The organism is Paenibacillus andongensis, assembly GCF_025369935.1.
GTDB lineage: Bacteria > Bacillota > Bacilli > Paenibacillales > NBRC-103111 > Paenibacillus_E > Paenibacillus_E andongensis.
On record NZ_CP104467.1, the window covers coordinates 3,427,875 to 3,450,699 of the forward strand.

The window sequence follows — 22,825 nt, forward strand, 5'->3', positions numbered from 1 at the left end:
AAGCTGCCGTGAGGCGGCTTTTTGCTGTGCGCCCCCTCCGGAAGCATTGTAATTCCCTCCTCGAATTAGGTTTTCTTCGTTTTTTTCTTTTCGTAGAACTGCGCCGCTTTATGACGATTGCCGCATTGTTCCATGCTGCACCAGCGCCTTCGCCCGCTTTTGGAGACATCAACGAAATGAAGGATGCAATCCTTATGCTCGCATTTTCGGATTCTGTCCGGCGAGATGTTGCTTAACATATCGAATGCTGAATGGATAATTGTATAAGCAATTTGATCCAAAGGGGTTTTACCTTCGTACATCAATACAAGCTTAGCGCCCTTGAAGCTCGTTGTCAGTTTAATATCCAGGGCTTCCGTGCATTTCTTTATCTCATCATATATGGAAGCTGAGAGGGTCCCCTGGCGCTTTAAATCGTTTAGGACATGCGTGAAAATCTCTCGTAAAATGACAAGCCGGCTTCGTATTCGGACATCATTTGCTGGGTCTGAGGGAGAATGCATGCCAGGTAGCAACAAGCCATTCTCCTCAAGCCATGACATTGTAATTACAGGGTCAGCCAGAAGATCGGTCGGTTGTTTATTGTGTATGACCACTGTGTTCAGTAAGTTGATCCAAGTGGCTCCGCCTAAGACAAATAACGATGTATCCATACAAATTCAGCTCCAAATTGAGAGTAAGTCTGGCTATAGAGAGAGAGTTTCTTTTGAAGCTAGAATAGCTAAATTCAGTTTATTATCAGCGTTTGCTGCCTGCAAGCGGACAAGTATGTTAGGAGTTTCTGTATAGAGAGGCGGGTGATGGATAGCTGTGTAATGGATAGGCACTAATGTGGATGCGCCAAGAACTGTTGCCGCTGATACCGCTTGCTCGGGAGATAGGGTAATCGGTTGCCCGCTAGGTGTCATTCCTGGAAGCTCCAACACAGCTGCATTCACGGGAAGACAAGCCGCATCGAAGGGGCCGTAAGTTTTCGCTATTTTCCACCAATAACCGTGCCATAAAGTATCCCCGCAGTGAATGAGTTTTTTTTCGCTGCTTTCTACAATCCAGGCGACTTGTGGATCTCCAATGCCGTCAACCGAATAGGTTGCAATTATTGTAAGATCACCGATCGAGAACGATTCGCCTAAAGCTGCTTCATGTATGTTGTTTAGAGAGGTTTCTCTCGCAAGCTTTGCTGATTCTTTAGGGAAGTAGACGGGAATATCGTCGCCGTAGAAAGCGGATATGGCCTCAGGGTCGAAATGGTCACCGTGATGGTGCGTGATCAAGACGGCATCGACAGGACCGAATTCATGAAGTGGATAGAAAGTTTCATGTGGCAGGTTGAATTTACTTGGAAAATGGAAAAGAGGGTCGATCACCACATTTGTTGTTTCTCCTTGCACACGTATGCCGGCCCATGGAAGCTTCTGAATTATCATGAATGATCATTCCTCTCGGTTTGTAGGGGCATCCCCTTCTATATAACCTTTAAAAAGCGTTTATCAGGTTATAATTTATATTATAGAGCTGATTTTATAACCTGTAAATATAATTTTGAAGGGTTATAGTGAAGGAATTAAAATATTTAGGTATGAAGTAATAATCGATGTCGTTCCTCGATTAAACTTATTCTTATATTAGGAATCTATTGGTGCTCTCCCCTTGGCTCATGAAATGGTGAATAAGCGAGAGAATCGCTCTGAATAGGGGAAAGGACTATGCATTTGGACGGTTTTACGCTATGATAATGGCTAAACCGCATACTGGGAGTGCTATATACAATGAATTTTACAAAAATGCATGGTCTAGGCAACGACTTTATCGTAGTAGCTGGTGAGAAAGAAATTCCTGCTGATGCAGATCAGCGTGCGATCCAGCTGTGCAATCGTTTCTTTAGTATTGGTGCCGACGGCATCGTCTATATTCTTCCTTCTGACAATGCTGATTTCAAAATGCGCATTATCAACTCCGACGGATCTGAAGCCGAGCAATGCGGCAATGCCATCCGCTGCGTTTCTAAATATGTATACGATCATAAGCTAATTGATAAAACGGAGATTACCGTTGAAACACTTGGCGCAGGTGTACAAAAGGTGCAATTAAACGTACAAGATGGCAAAGTTCGGACTGTTCGCGTAGATATGGGTCAACCGATCCTGAACGGACTTCAAGTTCCAACTACGGTCGATGAAGCTAAAGTTATTGATTACCCGATTGAAGTTGACGGGAAAGAGTTTCGTTTTACAGCTGTTTCGATGGGGAACCCGCACTGTGTCATTTATGTCGAGGATGCTGTGAATTTCGATCTTGCTGCATGGGGGCCGAAGCTAGAAGTGCACCCGATGTTCCCGCGTAAAATAAATGTCGAATTCGTTACGGTAAAAAATCGCGCTTATACGGATATGCGTGTTTGGGAAAGAGGAGCAGGTCCTACACTTGCTTGCGGAACTGGCGCTTGTGCAACGCTTGTATCCTCCGTATTAAACGGTTTAACGGACCGTGAAGCAACAGTATCGCTCAAAGGCGGAGAGTTGTTTATCGAATGGAATGAAGAAGACAACCATGTTTATATGACCGGACCTGCGGAAGAAGTGTTCACGGGCAAGGTTTAAGTCAATCACATTTTTTGGTAGGTGGGGAATTTATCATGAAATTGGATCTTCGTACGGCGCTGCAGCGTGACATTTTGGTCGGTGACGGCGCTATGGGGACTTATTTATATCAGATGGGATTTCCTGTCGGCATTTCTTATGAAGAATTGAATTTACTTAGACCGGAAACGGTTGCTGACGTGCACCGCCGTTATTTTGAGGCAGGTGCGCGTCTTATTGAAACGAATACATTCTCGGCTAATCGCGAAAAATTATCCAAGTACGGGCTTGAAGGCGACGTTGAAGCGATTAACCGCGCAGGTGTTGAGCTAGCCAGAAAAGCGGTTGGCGACGAAGCGTATGTCGTTGGGGCTATCGGATCTATTCGTGCGGGAAAGCGCAAAAACGTTCGTACGGCGGATGTTGAGGAATCACTTCGCGAGCAGATTGGCATCTTGCTGGATTCTCCTGTGGACGGGCTCTTGCTTGAGACCTTCTATGATTTGGAAGAGCTGCAGCTCGCGCTGCGTATCATTCGCAGCATGAGTGAGCTGCCTGTCATTTGTCAGTTCGCTAATGAAGGCACTGGCAGCACCCAGGACGGCGTTCTGCTGCAAGAAGCGTTCCACAGGTTGCGCGACGACGGGGCTGACGTCATCGGCTTCAACTGCCGCGTCGGCCCGAACGGGATTCTCCGTTCGATGGAGAAGCTGACTCCGATCGCCGGCATCCCGTTCTCTGCGTTCCCGAACGCGGGGCTGCCTGACTACGTCGACGGGCACTACACCTATGCGGCGACGCCTCAGTACTTCGCCGATTGCGCGCTGCGCTTCGCCGATCTCGGCGCACGCATCATCGGCGGCTGCTGCGGCACCACGCCGGAGCATATCGCCGCCGTCGCCCAGGCGCTGCAAGGCTACGTCCCGGCTGCGCCTGGTACGATGGCCTCCGCGCGAGCCGTGCGCGTGAGCGAGCCCGCCCCGGCGAAGCCTGCGCCGCCGGCCGGCAAACCTTCGCTGCTCGAAATCGTGAAGCAGCGCAAAACCGTCATTGTCGAGCTGGATCCCCCGCGGGATCTCGACATCGAGAAATTTATGCAGGGGTCGAAAGCCCTGCAGGATGCGCATGTCGACGCCATTACGATGGCCGACAATTCACTGGCCGTGACGCGCATGAGCAACCTGGCACTCGGCTACCTCGTGCAGGAACGCTTAAGCGCGCGTCCGCTGATCCATATCGCGTGCCGCGACCGCAACATGATTGGGACGCAGTCCCATCTGATGGGTCTTCACGCGCTGGGCATCGACCACGTGCTGGCCGTGACCGGCGATCCCGCCAAATTCGGCGATCTCCCCGGGTCCAGCTCTGTTTACGATTTGACCTCATTCGAGATTATTCGGATGATTAAGCAGCTTAACGAAGGCATTGCCTTCTCAGGTAAGCCGCTTAAGCAGAAGGCCAATTTCGTTGTAGGGGCTGCTTTTAATCCGAATGTGAAACATTTGGACAAAGCGGTTCAGCGCTTGGAACGCAAGATTGAAGCTGGCGCCGATTACATCATGACGCAGCCCGTCTACGACGCCAAGCTGATTGAACAAATTTATGAAGCGACGAAACATTTAAATATACCGATTTTCATAGGTATTGCTCCGCTAGCTAGCGGAGGGAACGCAGAATATCTGCACAATGAAGTTCCAGGTATTCGGTTGTCCGATGAAGTGAGGGAACGCATGAATGGACTTAAGGGTCCAGAAGGCCGGGAAATGGGCGTTGAGATTGCCAAAGAGCTTCTGGATGCAGCCATGCCTTTCTTTAATGGCATCTATCTGATGACCCCTTTTCTGGCTTATGAGATGTGCGTAGACCTGACGAAATATGTATGGGAAAAGTCGAATCGGCATGATTTCCACTTGTACCCACTTTCAAAATGAATTAAAATAGGGTAATGGATGTGATTAGGATGATTTGCAGTATGACCGGATTCGGACAAGCGAATCGTTCTTTTGCGGGATACAACGTGTTTATCGATGTGAAATCGGTCAATCATAGGTATAGTGAAGTGTCGATTCGATTGCCGAAGGAATGGGCGGCTTTTGAAGACGCTTTGAAGAAAACGGTGCTGCAAGCTGTGAAGAGAGGACGGGTAGACGTCTTCGTCACGGCGGAACGTGAAACGGCTGCTCCGAAGAGCGTAACGGTTAACTTTGCTTTAGCGGATGCTTATTTGCAGGCCGCGGAGCAGTTGAAGGAGCGCTATGGGTATGCCGAGCAGGTCGAGCTCAAAGATTTATTGAAACTTCCGGATCTCATTCAGATGAGGGAGTCGCGTCAGGAACCTGATGAAGAGATTGAACAGGAACTATGCGCCTGCTTGCAGGAGGCCGTTGCCAGATTATCCGACATGCGGCTGCGGGAAGGAGCGTTTCTGGAGCAAGATATTCGTGAGCGCTTGGCGGAACTGAAGCGAATCCATGTCGAATTGGTAGCTTTAGCACCTCAGGTGGTTCAAGACTATGCGGCTAAGATGACGAACAGAATTCAGTCACTTCTTCAGGAGCAAACCCCTGTGGATGAGCAGCGCCTAGCGACAGAAATTGCGATATTCGCAGATCGTTCGAATGTGGATGAGGAATTAACTCGACTGAAAAGTCATTTTGAGCAATGTGATCAATTGCTTACAGAGAAAGAGCCTGTTGGACGAAAGTTGGATTTCTTAATTCAAGAAATGAATCGAGAAGTGAACACGATCGGATCCAAGTCCAATCACTCGGAGCCTACGGCTAGAGTGATTACGATGAAAGCAGAGCTTGAGAAGATGCGCGAACAAATACAGAATATCGAGTGAAGCGGCATGGAGCTTCGCGAGGAGGAAGTCGTAATGGCTATCAAATTAATTAATATCGGGTTCGGCAACATCGTATCGGCGAACCGCATTATCTCGATCGTAAGTCCGGAATCGGCTCCGATCAAGAGGATCATTCAAGAAGCGCGTGATCGTCACATGCTGATTGACGCTACATATGGTAGAAGAACCCGTGCCGTTATTATCACTGACAGCGACCATGTGATATTGTCGGCAGTACAACCAGAGACGGTAGCGCATAGACTTTCCAACAAGGACGATGATCATGACGAGTAATACGAATACCCTTGAGCGTGAGAGAGGCATTCTGATTGTTTTATCGGGTCCTTCCGGTGTCGGCAAGGGGACCGTTTGCGCCGCGCTGCGCAACTGTTCACCGGATATCGTGTACTCGGTATCAGCGACAACCCGTTCTCCTAGACAAGGGGAAGTGGACGGAGTGAACTATTTCTTCAAAACTCGGGAACAATTTCAACAGATGATCGAAACGGATGAAGTGCTGGAATGGGCCGAATATGTAGGTAACTTCTACGGCACTCCGAGACGTTTTGTTGAGGAAACGCTGCGCTCCGGTCAGGATGTCATCTTGGAAATCGAAGTGCAGGGTGCTCTGCAAGTCAAACAAAAGTTTTCCGAAGGTGTTTTCATTTTCTTGCTGCCGCCTTCTCTAGATGAGCTTGAGAATCGCATTGTAACGCGTGGTACGGAAACGGATGAAGTCATTCGCAGCCGCATGTCGGTAGCTATAGACGAAATTCGCTTGATGGAGCACTATGACTATGCGATTGTAAATGACCATGTAGAAACGGCTTGTTCCAAAATACAAGCGATTCTCTTAGCAGAACATTGCAAAAAAGATCGGATGTATCCCAAAATCGTACAATGGATGGATGAGGTGAATTGAATGCTATACCCTTCAATTGATAAACTGCTTGATATCGTGGATAGCAAGTATTCACTAGTTGTAGCTGCTTCCAAAAGAGCAAGATCTTTGCGTGACGGCGCTAAATCAAATTTGAAAGGCCAAAAGGCACACAAACATGTTGGTCTTGCGTTAGAAGAACTTTACGGCAACTATATCGGTTACGAGAAAATTGAGACGACAGAGACAGAGAAATACCAGAAATAAATTGGTTTACCCAACAACCCTAGTGGTTGTTATTTTTTTCTCAAATTGTACGTAGAAAGGGGATACCCATGAGTGTACTGCATGGCAAAACGATTGTACTCGGCGTGTGCGGAGGCATTGCCGCTTATAAAGCTGCTGCGTTAACGAGTAAATTGACACAAGCTGGTGCAATTGTACGTGTAATTATGACCAAATCAGCTGTTGAATTCGTAGCGCCATTAACGTTTCAAACGCTGTCTCGTCATCATGTTTTCGTGGATACCTTTGACGAGAAAGATCCTTCGGTTGTGTCCCATATCAACTTAGCGGACAGCGCTGACCTCGTGCTTGTTGCGCCTGCGACGGCGAATATGATTGGCAAGCTGGCGCTTGGTCTTGGCGATGATATGCTAAGCACTACGCTGCTTGCAACCATGGCGCCGATCTGGGTAGCACCTGCGATGAACGTGCATATGTATGCGAATCCGGCGGTACAGCATAACATGCAGACGCTTTTGAGCCGTGGCGTGCGTTTTATCGAACCGGGAGAAGGGCAGTTAGCCTGCGGTTACGTTGGGAAAGGACGGCTTGCTGAACCTGAGGAGATTCTTGCTGCGATTGAGCGGCACTTTAAGGGCGAGGTTAGACGCTTAGAAGGACAACATGTCCTTGTGACTGCCGGAGGCACCGTTGAACGCATTGATCCGGTACGTTACATTACGAATGACTCTTCCGGCAAAATGGGCTACGCGATCGCTGAAGAAGCGGCACGTATGGGAGCCAAGGTGTCATTGATATCAGGGCCATCCGCGTTATGCGCGCCTGAGGGCGTCCAGCTTATTAAAGTTCAGTCAGCTTTGGATATGAGAGATGCCGTGCTAGCGCGTTTAGATGAAAGTAATCTCATTGTCAAGGCCGCTGCGGTTGCCGATTATCGCCCAGCGGTTGTTTCCGAACAAAAGATCAAAAAGAAGTCGGACTCGCTAACGCTGGAGCTGATTAAAAATCCGGATATTTTACAGGAAATCGGTGTGCTCAAAAAGCATCAGTTCGTCATCGGATTTGCTGCGGAGACGGAGCGTTTGGATGAGCATGCGATGGACAAGCTGAACCGCAAAAACTGTGATCTCATCGTTGGTAATGATGTGTCACAGGAAGGTGCGGGCTTTAGCGGAGATACGAATGTGGTGCGGTTTTATGATCGTAATGGGCTCGTAGAGGCCCTGCCTATACAGAGTAAGAAAGATGTGGCACGTAGACTGCTTGAGCTTGCAGCGGATCGTATGCATACCGCAGCGGGGGAATCCTGATGTACGCCAAAGTCATTGTCGATGTCCCAGCGAAACAAACAAATCGGGCATTCGACTATGAAGTACCCGCATCCTTAAGCAAATGGGTCGAAGTGGGCAGTCGCGTTGGCGTACCTTTCGGCCCTCGGGTGCTGCAAGGCTTTGTTGTCGAACTCCACGAGGAAACGCAGGTGGATTCGGCTCGGATCAAGCCGATCCAGAACGTCCTAGACTTGGTTCCTCCACTTACGGAGGAACTTGTGAGTCTGGGGAGATGGGTCAGCCGCATGTACTTGTGCCACGAAGTTACGGCGCTCCAGGCGATGCTGCCCGCTGCGCTTAAAGCGAAATATGAACGAGCGATTGGGGTCGGCGAGGAGTCTGGTGAGCATTCGCTGCTGGACATGTCTGATCTGCAAGAGATTGTTAGCTTCGTGAAGTCCAAAGGTTCCGTCTCGATGGATGCTTTGATGGAGCGTTTTGCAAGTGACGGCGCCCTCATTAAACAACTGCTGAGCGCAGGTATCCTAACGGAAGTACAAGTGGTCAAAGACCGCATGAACACCAAGAAGGCGTTGACCGTTTTCCCTCCAGCCGGAGGGAGCGGACTGGAAGAGGCTTTGGCCGAACTTCCAGCCAGGGCTAATAAACAGCAGGATGTGCTGCGCTATTTAATGGAGCATCCGCACGCGATTCGGCTTACGGAGCTGATGGAAACGGTGGAGGTCGGCGCTAGTACGGTCAAAAGCTTGGCGGACCGCGGGTGGATTGAGCTGCGCGAGGTCGAAGTGATGCGCGACCCCTATGCGGGTCGTGCTTTCACGCGGACGAAGCCGCTTCCCTTAACGGAAGAACAGAGCCGTGTCTTCGCGGAAATTCGGGATGCTGTAGCGGAGGAACGGAATGAGGTATTTCTGCTGCATGGGGTAACGGGTAGCGGTAAAACCGAAGTGTATTTACAATCCATTCAGCAGTGCTTGGATATGGATAAAGAAGCGATTGTACTTGTTCCCGAAATTTCGCTGACACCACAGATGGTAGAACGATTTAAAGGGAGGTTCGGCGATTTGGTCGCCGTCCTGCACAGTCGGTTATCGAATGGCGAACGGTACGACGAATGGCGCAAAATTATGCGCAAGCAAGTGAAGGTTGTGATCGGCGCTCGTTCGGCGATTTTTGCTCCTTTTACGAGAATTGGCCTTATTATTATTGATGAAGAGCACGAATCTTCCTATAAGCAGGAGGAGAGCCCCAAATATCACACCCGTGATGTGGCGGTTCAAAGAGCAAAGCAGCAAAACGCTGTCGTTGTACTTGGTTCCGCAACTCCCTCTCTGGAAAGTATCGAGAAGACAAGGCGACGCCGTGACAGGGAGAAACCTCCTTTTCGGTTGCTGACGATGCGGGAACGCGTGGCCAGTAGGCCGATGCCCCCAGTTGCTATTGTCGATATGCGTGAGGAGCTGAAAAACGGCAATCGTTCTATGTTTAGCCGTTCCTTGTATAAAGCGATCGAAGATCGGTTACAAAAGAAAGAACAGATTGTTTTACTGCTGAATCGGCGTGGGTATGCAACGTTCGTGATGTGCCGTACATGCGGCTTCGTCTCGCAATGTCCGCATTGTGATATTTCACTTACCTATCATCAAAGCTCGCGCATGCTGCGCTGTCATTATTGCGGCTATGCGGAGCGCGAGGTTACGCAGTGTCCTAGCTGTCAGTCGGAGCATATTCGTCATTTTGGAACAGGAACACAGCGTGTGGAAGAGGAGCTTAGTAAGATTTTTCCCGGGATTCGGGTCATCCGCATGGATGTCGATACCACGACGGAGAAAGGCTCGCATGAAAAATGGCTGACGATGTTTCGCGAGAAGCAGGCGGATGTGCTGCTTGGCACGCAGATGGTAGCCAAAGGGCTGGATTTTCCCGACGTGACCCTAGTGGGGGTTATCGCAGCGGATACGGTGCTTAATCTGCCGGATTTCCGTTCAGCGGAGCGGACTTTTCAGTTGTTAACACAGGTTGCTGGCCGGGCGGGTCGTCATGAAAAGCAAGGGGAAGTGTTCGTCCAGACCTACACACCTGAACATTATAGTGTGCAGTATGCAAGCCAGCACGATTATATCGCTTTTGCGAACCACGAACTTGATATACGCGCAAATTTAGGCTATCCGCCTTATCAGCGGTTGATTCTGGTCACCTTCTCGCATGAGCAGGTCCCACTTCTGGTGCGTTCTGCGGAGGCTTTTGTAACGAGATTGAAAGAGATTGCTTTTACGTATCAGGCTCAGCAGGTGGATCTGTTTACGAACACGTTGTCCACGGATCAATCTTTTCAAATGGACGTGTTAGGACCTGTTGCATCGCCGATTTCACGAATCAAAGATAGATATCGATTCCAATGCGTGGTAAAATATCGTGGGGAAGATCAGGCTGCAGAGATCGTGGCTAAAGCAGTGGCTTGGTTTGAAGAGCGCTCAGCGAAAGAAAAGCTGCTGATTAGCGTGGATGTAGACCCGCAATATTTGATGTAATGAACCCCAAATAGAGAAGACTTCAAAGGTAGGTGCACATTATGGCTATTCGTATTATTGTTAAAGATCCAGATCCGGTGCTGCGTGAGAAAGCCATCACGGTTACGAAATTTAATTCCAATCTGCATAAACTGCTCGATGATATGGCAGATACGATGTATGAAGCGGAGGGCGTGGGTCTTGCTGCCCCGCAAATCGGTATTCTTAAACGTGTTATTGTTATGGATTGCGGAGAAGAACACGGTGGATTAATTGAAATGGTAAATCCTGAGGTTGTCACTTCCAGTGGTGAACAACTGGGGCCGGAAGGCTGCTTAAGCATTCCCGGACTTCGCGGCGATGTGCTTCGACCGCTCCATGTTACGGCCAAAGGTCAAGATCGTGATGGAAATCCGATTGAAGTGACGGGTACGGATTTGCTGGCTCGCTGCATTTTCCATGAAATTGATCACTTGAACGGTGTTCTCTTTACGGATCTTGCGACCAAAACGTATACGGCTGAAGAAGAGGAAGATTCCGAGTGAACATTATTTTCATGGGCACGCCGGATTTTGCAGTACCCTCCTTGCGTCTGCTCTTGGAGGAAGGCTATAACGTAACGACAGTTGTCACGCAACCGGATCGGCCGAAAGGGCGCAAGCGCGTTCTGACGCCGCCTCCGGTGAAGGTGGAAGCAGAAAAGCACGGGATTCCGGTGCTTCAGCCGGAGAAATTGCGTCAAGCGGATTCGGTTGAGCTTTTGAGACAATTGAAACCGGATTTGATTGTGACAGCCGCTTACGGACAGATTTTGCCCAAAGCTGTTTTGGATCTGCCCCAGTATGGGTGTATTAACATCCATGCTTCGCTGCTGCCCAAATATCGAGGCGGGGCGCCGATTCATCATGCTGTGATTCGCGGTGAAGCCGTAACTGGCGTTACGATTATGTACATGGCCGTAGGTCTTGATACCGGCGATATGATTTCAAAGGTGGAGCTTCCGATCGAAGATACGGATACGACGGGCTCATTATTTGAAAAGCTAAGTATAGCCGGTGCTGATCTACTTAAGCGTACATTGCCGGATTTACTGGCAGGACGTATTCAGGCTGTTACACAAAATGAGGCAGAAGCCATTTATTCTCCGAATATCCGCAGGGAGGACGAGTTGATCGATTGGTCACGTTCTGCTGTCGAGCTTTGGAATCAAGTACGCGGTTTAAACCCGTTCCCCGGCGCCTATACGCTCTGGAATGGGGAAGTTATGAAAGTGTGGGCTAGCGCCAATCCGAAAAGTTTTTCGGATCCAAGAAGCCGAAACTTCTCCGAAATCAGCGGTGACGCACCTGTTCCGGGAACTGTACTCGGCAGTAGTGAGCAGGGCATTGAAGTGATGACAGGTGAAGGTACGCTGTGGTTGACCGAGATCCAACCTTCGGGCAAAAAGGCGATGCCCGTGTCAGAGTTCGTAAGAGGGGTGCAAATCCCAGCGGGTACGGTATTCGGACAGAGTAACTAAAAAATGAGGTATTCGATTTGTCAACGCAAAAACCAACTCGTCCGCAAAACGGACTTATGAAACCGCAGGGGGCCGGCAAGCCCTCTGCTCCAAAATCATCCTCAGGCGCTGCGAAGAGCAGCGCTGTTAAGCATTCTGCCCGTGATGCGGCGCTCGATGTGTTGATTCGGGTTGAAGAAAATCAATCGTACAGCAATTTGCTGCTAAACCAGATATTGCAAAAGCATGCTCTGGAGCGGGCGGATGCGGGACTGGCGACGGAGCTTGTTTATGGGACCATCGGACGGAAAAATACGATCGATTTCTTCTTGGAGCGTTTCGTTAGCAAAGGGCTCGCGAAGCTCGAACCCTGGGTGAGATGCTTGCTGCGGCTGAGCTTCTACCAGCTGCATTATTTGGACCGCATTCCCGACCATGCGGTCGTGAGCGAAGCGGTCAATATCGCGAAGCGCCGAGGCCATCAAGGCATCTCGGGCATGGTCAACGGCGTGCTGCGCGCAGTCATCCGCAGCAAAGAGGAGCTCACGCTGCCGGCTGCGCTCGGCGACGTGAAGCGCATCGCGCTGAGCCATTCCCATCCGGAATGGCTCGTGCGCCGGTGGATTCGTCAGCTGGGTGCCGAGCTGACGGAACAGATCTGTGCGGCGAACAATGAGCCGCCGCACGTCAGCATTCGCGCGAACGCGAGGCGCCGCAGTCGCTTGGAGCTGCTGGAGCAGCTCCAAGGCAGCGGCCTCAGCGCGGAAGCGTCAGAGCTGGCCCCGGCCGGCATCCTTGTGCAGGGAGCCGGGAACATGGCGTTAGTCCCCGGCTTCCAGCAGGGGGACTTCTCGATTCAAGACGAGAGCTCGATGCTCGTCGCCGAAGCTCTGGATCCGCGTCCAGGCATGACGGTGCTGGACTGCTGCGCCGCCCCTGGCGGCAAGACCGCGCACATCGCCGAGAAGATGGACGATGTGGGCAAGATCTGGGCTTGTGATCTGCACGAGCACAAGCAGAAGCTGATCGCAGATCAAGCGGAGCGTCTGGGACTGTCGTCCATTCAGACGCTGGTGATGGATGCTGCGAAGCTGGACGAACATTTTGCGGCGGAGTCATTTGACCGCATCCTGCTCGATGCGCCTTGCTCGGGCCTTGGGGTCATTCGCCGCAAGCCCGACCTCAAGTGGGCGAAGCAGGAGGCGGAGATTGACGCGATTAGCGAGCTGCAGCGTGCTATTCTGAGCAAAGTGCATAGGCTGCTCAAGCCGGGCGGCGTGCTGGTCTACAGCACGTGCACGATTGAGCACGCGGAGAACGCGGGCATGGTTGAGCGCTTCCTCGCTGAGCATAGCGAGTTTGAGCTAGCGCCACTGCCGGCGGATGTGTTCGCAAGCATTGACCCTGCCGCAGCCGCAGCTGGTATGGTGCAAATCCTGCCGCAGCAGTTCCATTCCGACGGTTTCTTCATTGCACGGCTGCGCAAACGTGCATAGCGTGTTGGCCGCAGACTGCGCATCGGTTTTTCTTAATTTAACTGTATTTACTACAGTAAAATTAAGAAAAACGGGGCATCGAAGGGGACAAACTGCATGTTGTACAGCAAAAATGACCTAATCGGGGAAATTAAGCTGATTTCGTCTAAATCAACTGCACTTTTTACAGTTAATTGCCTAAAAATAGGCGTTGGCGTTCGATTTAACTGCACTTTATGCAGCTAATGTTCGGGTGGTCGAGTTCAATGGTTTGATAGAGAGCGTAAATGGCTTCACGGTGGTGGTTTCTCTTGAACTTTCGGTCGAAGTCGATTTGCATAGGCGGTACACGTCAATTAAGTAAATTCTGATCCCATATGGCCTCTCTATAAGGGTACTCGGTCAGGTAAAATGCCTATCGTTCGCAGCGGCTAGCCACGGGGACGTGTGTTCGTTCTCGCTTTGTGATAAAATAACATACGATTAGCAAAAAATCAGGACAAATAACAACAGGTTGTGATAAATGTGGGAAATAAGCCTTATGAGAAAGATAAACCGTTTGTATATGATTTGAATTGGGACGAATGGCAAAGCTGGGTGAAAGAGAACGGCGAGTCCTCTTTTCGTGCCGGGCAAATTTTCGATTGGCTTTATATTAAGCGGGTATTCAGCTTCGATGAGATGTCGAACTTGCCGAAGTCGCTGCGTGACAAACTGAAAGATCAGTTTGAGTTCGTTACGCTTTCCGAAATTGCCAAGTATCAGTCGCAGGACGGTACAGTCAAATTTTTGTTTGAATTGGAAGACAAGAACGCCATTGAAACAGTTGTCATGAAGCACAACTACGGTAACAGTATTTGCGTAACAACGCAGGTAGGGTGTCGTGTAGGTTGTACGTTTTGTGCATCGACGTTGGGCGGTTTGAAGCGGGATTTGAGACCAGGTGAGATTGTAGCTCAAGTCGTTAAGGCGCAGAAATTGCTGGATGAGACGCAGGAACGAATTTCTTCCATCGTGATCATGGGGATCGGCGAGCCGTTTGAAAACTATGAAGCGACTATGAATTTCCTGCGCGTCATGATTCATCCGAAGGGATTGAACATCGGACAGCGCCATATCACGGTTTCGACGAGTGGTATTGTGCCGAACATTTATAAGTTTGCGGATGAGAATTTGCAAGTGAATTTGGCGATTTCAATTCATGCGCCGAATGATACGCTCAGATCCAAGCTAATGCCGGTCAATCGTAGATTCCCATTCGTAGATTTAATTGAAGCTTGCAAGTATTACATTGCCAAAACCGGCAGACGCATTACGTTTGAATATGCCCTTATGGGGGAAGTGAATGACCAGCCTGAACATGCTGAGGAACTAGCGCAAGTGCTGAAGGATATGCCGCTTAGCCACGTGAACCTGATTCCTGTGAATTTCGTGGCCGAACGGGATTTCAAACGTACGCCTAGGGATGATATTTTCACCTTCCAACGTATTCTTGAGAAGGGCAAAATTAATGCCACCATACGTCGTGAACAAGGTAGTGACATTGCTGCTGCCTGCGGACAACTGCGCGCGAAGCATATGGAGAACAAGTAATGAGGTGAAATCCGGATGAAGATGGTAAGCCGTACCGATATTGGCAAAGTCCGTTTAGTGAATGAGGACCGAGCTGCCATCCATCATGATCTCAATGGCTTATCTTTGGCTATTGTGGCTGATGGCATGGGAGGACATCAAGCTGGTGATATTGCCAGCCAAATGGCCATCGAAATGATTGCAGACGAGCTGCAATCGATCCATTGGGGAATGTCTGTTGAAGCTTGTAAGCAAGTGCTGAAGGAAGCCATTGAAAAGGCGAATGAGAAAATTTATGAATTCGCCTCAGGGCAAGAAAGTTATCATGGTATGGGAACGACGGTTGTTGCCATTATTGCTTCGCAAGAGCTTCTAATTATTGGACATATCGGTGACAGTCGCGCTTACAAGATCGCCGGTGAATCGATCACACAACTAACGGAAGATCATTCTTTGGTGTATGAGCTCGTGAAGAACGGGCAGATTACCATCGAAGAGGCCGATCATCACCCTAGACGCAACTGGATTACTCGTGCGCTAGGCACAGAGCCGGGCGTAGAGGTGGATCTCTATGAGTACGCGTGGCGTCCGGGTGATATCGTTCTGATCTGTACGGACGGTTTGAGCGGGTTGGTGGATTCCAGCGCCATTTTAAGAATCGTCAATTCACATGAACGTATGGAAGATGCGGCGGAAAAGTTGATTCAAAGCGCGCTTGATGAAGGTGGAGACGATAACGTAACGGTCGTTTTACTTGCGCACGATCATGATTCGGACGAAAAAAGGGGTGATGGGAATTGATCGGTAGAAAGCTTGGAGGCCGCTATGAAATCTTAGATCGCATTGGCGGAGGCGGCATGGCTTTAGTCTACAAAGGGCATGATCTATTATTAAATCGTAAAGTGGCTGTGAAAGTACTGCGCCAGCAGTATGTGCACGATGAAGAATTCATTCGTCGTTTCCGTAGAGAAGCTCAAGCAGCCGCTTCACTTTCTCATCCTAATGTCGTCAGTATTTATGACGTTGGACAAGAAGAAGACGTGCATTATATTGTGATGGAATACATAGAAGGCACCACTTTGAATGATTTAATCAAAGAGAGAGCACCGCTGCAGGTCGAAGATGCGGTTCACTACGCGAGTCAGATTGCAGATGCCCTCGATCACGCCCATCATAATGAAATCATTCATCGGGATATCAAACCGCACAATATTTTGATCGGCAAAAATGGCCGTGTTAAAGTGACGGATTTCGGTATCGCGCGTGCTGCTACGTCTTCCACTATCACACAAACCGGATCGGTTGTCGGTTCTGTGCACTATTTCTCACCGGAACATGCCAAAGGGACGAATACAGGGGAGAAATCCGATTTGTATTCTCTAGGTATCGTGATGTATCAAATGCTGACAGCCCGGCTGCCTTTTCTCGGTGAGAGCCCGATTTCTGTAGCTTTGAAGCATTTGCAGGAAGATGTGGAAGATCCGCGCAAGGTGAACCCTCTCATTCCGCAAAGCGTGGAAAACATTATTTTGAAAGCTATGCGCAAAAAGCCTGAAGAACGCTACCAGTCTGCGAAGCTAATGATGGCGGATCTCGATACCTGTTTGAATCCAGATCGCCGGAATGAAGCGAAGGTCGTTTTCTGGGATGCGGATGGGATGGACGAAGAGCGTACCTTAGTGATGCCTGCGATTCGCGCAGACCAACTTGGACAGTTCGAGGATGATGATGAGCCTGAAAAACCTGCCTTGCGGGAAGATCCAGCTCCTTCCAAAGGGAAAGGGTGGATTAAGCCGCTCATTTGGATTGTCGTTTTGTTAATGGTTCTCGGCGCTATGTGGTATATGGTCGGGTATGTGAAAGGGATGTTCGCGATTGAAACGGTGGAGGTTCCCAATGTGGCAGGCAAACCGTTGATTCAAGCTCAAGCGGAATTAACGGCAGTTAAACTGGGCTCCACGGTCGAATATGATAAGGACAGCAAGCTGGCTAAAGACATTGTCATTCGCCAAGATCCTACGGGGATGAGAATGAATGTGGGGACCAAAGTGACACTGTATGTTAGTCAGGGTACGCCCAAAATCAAGATGGATAATTATGCAGGGCAACCATATAAGGATGTTAAGCTGAAGCTGCAAGCCCTCGGCATCAAGGATGATCAGATTACGATTACACAAGAGACGACAGATGGTACGCCAGATATCATTTTGAAGCAAGCCCCTCTGGCTGGCGAAGAGTTTGATCTTGACAAAGCGGTCATTGCTTTTACCGTAAGCAAAGCTAAGGAAACGTTCAAAATGCCGGATCTCGTCGGAATGACAGAAGCAGATGCCAAGGCCCAACTCACAAAGCTGAATCTTAAGCTCCCTGTGAATGGCATTACCCGTGAGAAAAGCTACAAAGTGGCCAAAGGGAAGGTTGTCAAACAGTTTCCTTTTGAAAAAAACCAGGATGTATCCGTTGGCTCTGAGATTTCTTTGATCATTAGTGACGGATTGCCGGAAGATGCGGGACAGCTGACGGTAAGTATTGCTGTGAAGCCAACGACGGAGGGCAAAGATTCCGAGTTTAAAATTGTCGTAAGTGATGCCCAGTATGAGAACTTCGAATACAAAACAGAAAAAGTAACGAAGCCTCAGAACATGGATGTCAAAGTCATTGTTTCTCCAGATAAGAAAGCTGTCATCTTGATTAAAGAAGGAGATAACTTGGTCAACTCCATTACTCGCACCTATCAAGACTACTTAGATCAAAAAAATGGAAAGACAGTATCGCCTAGCCCTTCCACGTCACCATCGCCTTCACCTAAACAGCAAAGCAATGGACCGGCTATTCCGGTTGGCGGCACTGGAAATGGGCAAACAGGCGGCGCTGTTGCTAAACCACCTGCTGGAGGCACACCTTAATGCCGCAAGGATATATTGTAAAAGCGCTGAGCGGCTATTACTATGTGCTGCCCGAGGAGTCGGATCTTCGTGAAGCCAAGACGGTTACCTGCCGCGGAAGAGGCGTTTTCAAAAACAGAAACATAACCCCCCTTGTTGGAGATCGCGTTATGTATGCGGAAACGGAGAATGGGGAAGGGACCGTTACAGAAATCCTTCCCCGCACTTCGGAGCTCATCCGACCTCCAATCGCCAATGTAAACGTGGTTGTGCTCGTTTTTTCGGTGACAGAGCCTGTTCTCAATTTACAGTTGTTAGATAAATTTCTGGTCCATATTGAAAATACGGGCATTGATGTTTTGTTATGTTTCACAAAAAGTGATTTATTGACCGAAGATGATGAGTCTTCCGTTCCCAAAGATATGACAGTTGCCGAGCTGGAACGGATTACGAAGCTCTATGAGGGAATTGGTTATACGGTAGTGAAGACGAGTTCTAAGCTGCAAGAAGGCGTGGATGCGATTTTGCATCATTTGGACGGAGCCGTCAGTGTTTTTGCTGGACAATCTGGTGTGGGCAAGTCTTCTCTGCTTAACGCGATGATTAGTGGACTTAATCTAGAGACGAATGCCATTTCTCAGCGATTAGGCAGAGGAAAGCATACAACACGTCATGTTGAGCTGATGCCGCTCACGAATGGTGGCCTTGTAGCCGATACGCCGGGATTCAGCCAGTTAGACTTTATGGAAGTCGAAGCGGAGGGTCTTAGCAGCTGTTTTAAGGAGTTTGCCGCGATAGCGGAGGGCTGCAGGTTTAGAGGCTGTTTGCATCTGCATGAGCCGGATTGCAAGGTTCGTGATGCGGTAGCAGAGGGAACGATTGCAGCTTCTCGTTATGATCATTACTTGTTGTTTTTAACTGAAATCAAGGATCGGAAGAGGAGGTATTAGGACGGATGGTACACGTAGCACCTTCTATTTTATCAGCCAACTTCGCTAAGCTTGGGGAAGAGATTAAGAATGCGGAGCTTGGCGGAGCCGACTGGATCCATGTGGATGTCATGGACGGCCATTTCGTGCCCAATATCACAATTGGTCCACTTGTTGTTGAAGCGATACGCCCAGTGACCAAGCTGCCGCTTGATGTTCATTTGATGATTGAGCAGCCAGATCGCTATATCCCTGATTTTGTCAAAGCGGGTGCCGATTTGATATCCGTCCATGTGGAGGCTTGTACGCATCTGCATCGGACCCTTCATCTTATTAAGCAGAGCGGAGTCAAAGCGGGGGTTGTTCTCAATCCTGCGACCCCTATTTCGCTAATTGAGCATGTACTCGATGAACAATTGGATCTTGTGCTTATTATGACGGTCAATCCTGGATTCGGCGGACAGGCTTTCATTCCTGGCATGCTGAGCAAAATTCGCGCCTTGCGTGAGCAAGCGAATGCTAAGGGATTGAACGGGCTTCATATTGAAGTGGACGGCGGTATTAACGAGGTGACGGCACGCCAGGTGGTGGAAGCTGGAGCCGATGTGTTGGTTGCCGGAAATGCTGTGTTCGGGCAGTCTGATCGTGCGGAGGCTATCAAGCGGATACGCGGGTAGAGGGGGAACGAAGGACGATGAGATTTCTCTGGTTATTGATGTACAGTCTGCTTTGCGCAGTCCTACTGGCGTGTTTTTCAAATATGCACGATGTCACGAAGTATATATTCTCGCTTGGCGCCCTGTATGTAGGGATGCGATTCTTTCGCCGGTTTGAGCAAATTGGGTTTCGTATTTGGTTTATCGTTATTTCTGTTCTCCTCTATTTTATTTTCAGTTTAATTTATGCGCTTTACACGCAGCTGGGTATAACTGCCCCTTAGCCGCATACATATAGTTACAAGAGCGAACTACTCTTGTAGCTTTTTTTGTTTTCTGGAAGCGAATTGATGGGAGAAAGTAAAATAGAAGGTACTTTTTCACGATCGGGGCATATACTGTTGTAACGATGCTAAGGAGCAATCATGCAGCCAGTGAAGCTTACGACATAAGTTTTCTCCGAAAACTCTAAGCCAATGCTCACGAAGTCAGTTCTCTGACGCAAAGGATAAGCTAATGCTTATGAAATCCGTTTTCAGGCGAAAACTTTAAGCTGATGCTTATGTAGTCAGTTTGCTGACAAAACTCTAAGGAGGGGTAGAGAATGAAGTTCTACACAATCAAACTACCAAGATTTTTGGGTGGATTCGTGAAAGCCGTACTTAATACGTTTAGTAAAAACTAGGCTAACACATACTTACTCCATTCCCCAGAAATGCAAAAAAAGCACCGATAAGGTGCTTTTTGTCTTTCACATAGAAAGTGTAAGTATGCGCGGCTGCAAATTAAACGCGAGCCACTTTTCCGGATTTCAACGCACGAGTACTTACGTAAACCCGTTTTGGTTTACCATCGACGAGGATGCGAACCTTTTGAACGTTTACTCCCCAAGTACGCTTGTTTTTATTGTTAGCGTGGGACACGTGATTTCCTGTTTTAGGACTTTTACCTGTAATGAAACATTTGCGGGACATGTTTGACACCTCCTTGGGCAGTATACAAAGCAGCCTGGGTGGCAAGCCTAAGCTTGACATGACAGCTTTCCATAATTTTCGACATTGTTAGGTTTGTTGCGATTCATGATATAACCAGCAAAAACACACTTAAATATAATAGCATAGCAAAAGGAGCCTAGTCAACGAATTACCTGCACTTTTGCCGTTTATTTATTCAGTATGTTATAGTACAATGAAGATTAACCCACATTCCAAGTACATAGTAGTTGACTTATAATGTCGAATTTGCTAAAGCAAAGCAGGATAGGGAATGCTTACAAAGTTAGTCTTGCTAAAGCGAAACTTGAAGGAGTTGTTAGATAATGCCAATTGAACTCACAACTGAGTACGGAAAAGTGTTTATTACCAATGAAGTGATTTCAACACTGGCGGGATCCGCTGCGTTAGATTGTTATGGACTTGTTGGCATGGCAACGAGAAAGCAACTGAAAGACGGGATAGCTGAACTGCTAGGCCGGGACAATTTAAGCCGCGGTGTCGAAGTTCGTCGTGAAAACGGGCGACTCGAAATTGATCTTTATATTATTGTCAGCTATGGAACGAAAATATCCGTAGTCGCAGGTAATGTCCAAACGAAAGTCAAATATATTTTGAACGACGTTGTAGGGCTGCATGTAGACGATGTGAACATTTTTGTTCAAGGCGTTCGTGTAGCCAAGTAAAAGCCCGATAACCAGGAAGGGGAATCACTTTGAGTAAGCGCTTTATTTCAATAAATGGAAATGACTTCACTGCCATGGTCTTGGCGGGTGCGGAAAACCTTCGCAGAAATGTAGATAAGGTTAATGGATTGAACGTTTTTCCTGTACCCGACGGAGATACCGGCACCAACATGAATTTGACACTCACTGCGGGTTGTGAGGAACTTAAAAAGAAGCCATCCTCCCATATTGGGAAAGCAGCTGATGCATTGTCCAAAGGGTTACTGATGGGCGCGAGAGGCAACTCAGGGGTTATTCTGTCACAGCTGTTTCGCGGATTCGCGAAGCATGTGCATGATCTTGAGCATGTAAATGTACAGCAATTCGCGGGCGCTCTGCAGCAAGGTGTAGAGACAGCTTACAAAGCTGTTGTGAAGCCGGTGGAAGGAACGATTTTGACGGTATCGAAAGAAGCCGCTAAGCATGCCACACAGTATCGACGTGGAAGCGATCTGCTTGATCTCATGCAGGAGGTTCTGGGTAAAGCGAAGGAAGCCCTCGCTAGAACGCCTGAGCAGCTTGCTGTGCTCAAACAGGTCGGTGTGGTAGATGCAGGTGGACAAGGGCTTGTATGTGTCTATGAAGGCTTTGTTACGGCGTTAAGCGGCGGTCTGGTTCAAGTGAACGATGACTATGCTTCGATGGATACAACACTTGGTGCGGTTTCACTCGTTCCTGGCATGAACCTAGCGAAGGAAGTGCACGCACATCTTCCCGCACAGGCACATTTGGCCACGGAAGACATCGAATTCGGATACTGCACAGAATTTATGCTGACGATTGCTCCAGGCAAGGTCAAAGGGTTTGTTTTCGATGAAGGCACGTTCCGTGATCAACTGAGCAAGTTGGGGGATTCGCTACTGGTTGTAGCCGATGACGAGTTGGTGAAGGTTCATATTCACGCGGAATACCCGGGGGAAGTGATGAACCAAGCGATGAATTACGGTGCTTTGAGCCGTATCAAAATTGAAAATATGCGCGATCAGCATTCACATATATTGGAAGATATGACCGAAGGGTATGAAACTCCTGTTTCTACCGCGGCCACAGCTGTAACGACAAGCAAGCCGTATGGTTTCGTTGCGGTTGCTCTAGGTGATGGTATTACCGATATTTTGTCTAGTGTAGGCGTTGATGTCGTTCTGTCCGGTGGACAAACGATGAACCCGAGCACCGAGGATATTGTGAATGCGGTTAACAGCATTGAGGCAGACACGATTTATGTGCTGCCCAACAATTCCAACATTATTTTGGCTGCGCAGCAAGCTGCTGGGCTGGTAGACAACAAAACGCTGATTGTGATCCCGTCCAAATCGATTCCGCAGGGTCTTGCAGCCATTCTGGCGTTCCAAGAGAAAGCGGATGCCAAAACAAATACGGAAGCTATGAGTGAATCACTTCGACGTGTAAAATCGGGCCAAGTTACTTACGCTGTGCGCGATACGAACATGGACGGCATTGACATCAAACAGGGCCATTTTATTGGCATTCAAGATGGGCGTATTGTATCTTCACAGCCGAGTCTTCTGGATGCTTGCAAGAAGCTGCTGGAGGAAATGATTGAAGAAAGCAGCGAAATTGTCACTATCCTCACCGGAGAAGATTCGGTCGATGCAGAGACGGAGGAGCTGGAGGCGTTCATTCAATCGGCTTATCCCGAAATAGAAATTGAGCTTCATCCTGGTGGACAGCCTTTGTATGCGTACCTGTTTTCCGTTGAGTAAAAGAATACCATTAGCCG

The 22,825-nt window shown here is 48.8% G+C and carries 23 protein-coding genes; 20 read left to right on the forward strand and 3 right to left on the reverse strand.

What is annotated here, in order from left to right:
* Positions 1–65: 65 nt before the first annotated feature.
* Both NYR53_RS15070 and NYR53_RS15075 read right to left on the reverse strand, forming a co-directional pair.
* Positions 66–653: a CGNR zinc finger domain-containing protein gene (locus tag NYR53_RS15070; RefSeq protein ID WP_261305907.1), complete on the reverse strand. Its 588-nt coding sequence runs from the start codon at positions 651–653 to the stop codon at positions 66–68.
* Positions 654–686: 33 nt separating this feature from the next.
* Positions 687–1,427, reverse strand: a complete 741-nt coding sequence (locus NYR53_RS15075) for an MBL fold metallo-hydrolase (protein ID WP_261305908.1) — start codon at positions 1,425–1,427, stop codon at positions 687–689.
* A 342-nt stretch (positions 1,428–1,769) separates the two neighbouring features.
* Here NYR53_RS15075 and dapF point away from each other — a divergent pair, with 342 nt between their 5' ends.
* The 18 genes from dapF to spoVM all read left to right on the forward strand — a co-directional run bounded on the left by dapF (position 1,770) and on the right by spoVM (position 20,052).
* Complete coding sequence (gene dapF, locus NYR53_RS15080) at positions 1,770–2,600, forward strand: diaminopimelate epimerase (protein WP_261305909.1); 831 nt, start codon at positions 1,770–1,772, stop codon at positions 2,598–2,600.
* Between the two features lie 35 nt (positions 2,601–2,635).
* On the forward strand, positions 2,636–4,510 hold the full coding sequence (locus tag NYR53_RS15085) for a bifunctional homocysteine S-methyltransferase/methylenetetrahydrofolate reductase (protein WP_261305910.1): 1,875 nt from the start codon (positions 2,636–2,638) through the stop codon (positions 4,508–4,510).
* A gap of 41 nt (positions 4,511–4,551) precedes the next feature.
* Positions 4,552–5,424: a YicC/YloC family endoribonuclease gene (locus NYR53_RS15090; RefSeq protein ID WP_367618646.1), complete on the forward strand. Its 873-nt coding sequence runs from the start codon at positions 4,552–4,554 to the stop codon at positions 5,422–5,424.
* A gap of 33 nt (positions 5,425–5,457) precedes the next feature.
* The gene (gene remA, locus NYR53_RS15095) at positions 5,458–5,718 is read left to right on the forward strand and encodes an extracellular matrix/biofilm regulator RemA (protein WP_009672664.1); all 261 of its coding nucleotides are present in this window, start codon (positions 5,458–5,460) and stop codon (positions 5,716–5,718) included.
* A complete protein-coding gene (gmk, locus tag NYR53_RS15100; RefSeq protein WP_261305911.1) occupies positions 5,708–6,346 on the forward strand; it encodes a guanylate kinase in 639 nt (212 codons plus the stop codon). Before remA ends, gmk begins: the two co-directional genes overlap by 11 nt.
* Complete coding sequence (gene rpoZ / locus NYR53_RS15105; RefSeq protein ID WP_261305912.1) at positions 6,347–6,571, forward strand: DNA-directed RNA polymerase subunit omega; 225 nt, start codon at positions 6,347–6,349, stop codon at positions 6,569–6,571.
* A gap of 68 nt (positions 6,572–6,639) precedes the next feature.
* Positions 6,640–7,860 (forward strand): bifunctional phosphopantothenoylcysteine decarboxylase/phosphopantothenate--cysteine ligase CoaBC, encoded by a 1,221-nt coding sequence (coaBC, locus tag NYR53_RS15110; RefSeq protein ID WP_261305913.1) that lies wholly within the window; start codon positions 6,640–6,642, stop codon positions 7,858–7,860.
* Entirely contained in the window at positions 7,860–10,373 is a 2,514-nt protein-coding gene (gene priA / locus NYR53_RS15115; protein ID WP_261305914.1) for a primosomal protein N', read from the forward strand. Before coaBC ends, priA begins: the two co-directional genes overlap by 1 nt.
* A 41-nt stretch (positions 10,374–10,414) precedes the next feature.
* The gene (gene def / locus NYR53_RS15120; protein WP_047672658.1) at positions 10,415–10,897 is read left to right on the forward strand and encodes a peptide deformylase; all 483 of its coding nucleotides are present in this window, start codon (positions 10,415–10,417) and stop codon (positions 10,895–10,897) included.
* Positions 10,894–11,871, forward strand: a complete 978-nt coding sequence (gene fmt / locus NYR53_RS15125; RefSeq protein WP_261305915.1) for a methionyl-tRNA formyltransferase — start codon at positions 10,894–10,896, stop codon at positions 11,869–11,871. Before def ends, fmt begins: the two co-directional genes overlap by 4 nt.
* 56 nt (positions 11,872–11,927) lie before the next feature.
* The gene (rsmB, locus tag NYR53_RS15130) at positions 11,928–13,346 is read left to right on the forward strand and encodes a 16S rRNA (cytosine(967)-C(5))-methyltransferase RsmB (protein ID WP_261306379.1); all 1,419 of its coding nucleotides are present in this window, start codon (positions 11,928–11,930) and stop codon (positions 13,344–13,346) included.
* A gap of 504 nt (positions 13,347–13,850) precedes the next feature.
* Positions 13,851–14,918 (forward strand): dual-specificity RNA methyltransferase RlmN, encoded by a 1,068-nt coding sequence (rlmN, locus tag NYR53_RS15135; RefSeq protein WP_261306380.1) that lies wholly within the window; start codon positions 13,851–13,853, stop codon positions 14,916–14,918.
* Between the two features lie 15 nt (positions 14,919–14,933).
* Positions 14,934–15,698 carry a Stp1/IreP family PP2C-type Ser/Thr phosphatase gene (locus NYR53_RS15140; RefSeq protein ID WP_261305916.1) on the forward strand — a complete coding sequence of 255 codons (765 nt, stop codon included), beginning with the start codon at positions 14,934–14,936 and terminating at the stop codon, positions 15,696–15,698.
* Positions 15,695–17,803, forward strand: coding sequence for a Stk1 family PASTA domain-containing Ser/Thr kinase (gene pknB, locus NYR53_RS15145; protein WP_261305917.1), 2,109 nt, complete (start codon positions 15,695–15,697; stop codon positions 17,801–17,803). The genes NYR53_RS15140 and pknB overlap by 4 nt, the downstream gene beginning before the upstream one ends.
* Positions 17,803–18,732 carry a ribosome small subunit-dependent GTPase A gene (gene rsgA / locus NYR53_RS15150; RefSeq protein WP_261305918.1) on the forward strand — a complete coding sequence of 310 codons (930 nt, stop codon included), beginning with the start codon at positions 17,803–17,805 and terminating at the stop codon, positions 18,730–18,732. Before pknB ends, rsgA begins: the two co-directional genes overlap by 1 nt.
* 5 nt (positions 18,733–18,737) lie before the next feature.
* Positions 18,738–19,388: a ribulose-phosphate 3-epimerase gene (rpe, locus tag NYR53_RS15155; RefSeq protein WP_261305919.1), complete on the forward strand. Its 651-nt coding sequence runs from the start codon at positions 18,738–18,740 to the stop codon at positions 19,386–19,388.
* Positions 19,389–19,405: 17 nt separating this feature from the next.
* A complete protein-coding gene (locus NYR53_RS15160; protein ID WP_261305920.1) occupies positions 19,406–19,651 on the forward strand; it encodes a hypothetical protein in 246 nt (81 codons plus the stop codon).
* A gap of 320 nt (positions 19,652–19,971) precedes the next feature.
* Entirely contained in the window at positions 19,972–20,052 is an 81-nt protein-coding gene (gene spoVM, locus NYR53_RS15165; protein WP_036634233.1) for a stage V sporulation protein SpoVM, read from the forward strand.
* Positions 20,053–20,152: 100 nt separating this feature from the next.
* Here the strand turns inward: spoVM and rpmB are convergent, their stop codons facing one another.
* Positions 20,153–20,341 carry a 50S ribosomal protein L28 gene (gene rpmB, locus NYR53_RS15170; RefSeq protein ID WP_261305921.1) on the reverse strand — a complete coding sequence of 63 codons (189 nt, stop codon included), beginning with the start codon at positions 20,339–20,341 and terminating at the stop codon, positions 20,153–20,155.
* 344 nt (positions 20,342–20,685) lie between these two features.
* Here rpmB and NYR53_RS15175 point away from each other — a divergent pair, with 344 nt between their 5' ends.
* Complete coding sequence (locus NYR53_RS15175) at positions 20,686–21,045, forward strand: Asp23/Gls24 family envelope stress response protein (RefSeq protein ID WP_029197754.1); 360 nt, start codon at positions 20,686–20,688, stop codon at positions 21,043–21,045.
* 29 nt (positions 21,046–21,074) lie between these two features.
* Positions 21,075–22,808, forward strand: coding sequence for a DAK2 domain-containing protein (locus NYR53_RS15180; RefSeq protein WP_261305922.1), 1,734 nt, complete (start codon positions 21,075–21,077; stop codon positions 22,806–22,808).
* The last annotated feature ends 17 nt before the right edge of the window (positions 22,809–22,825 follow it).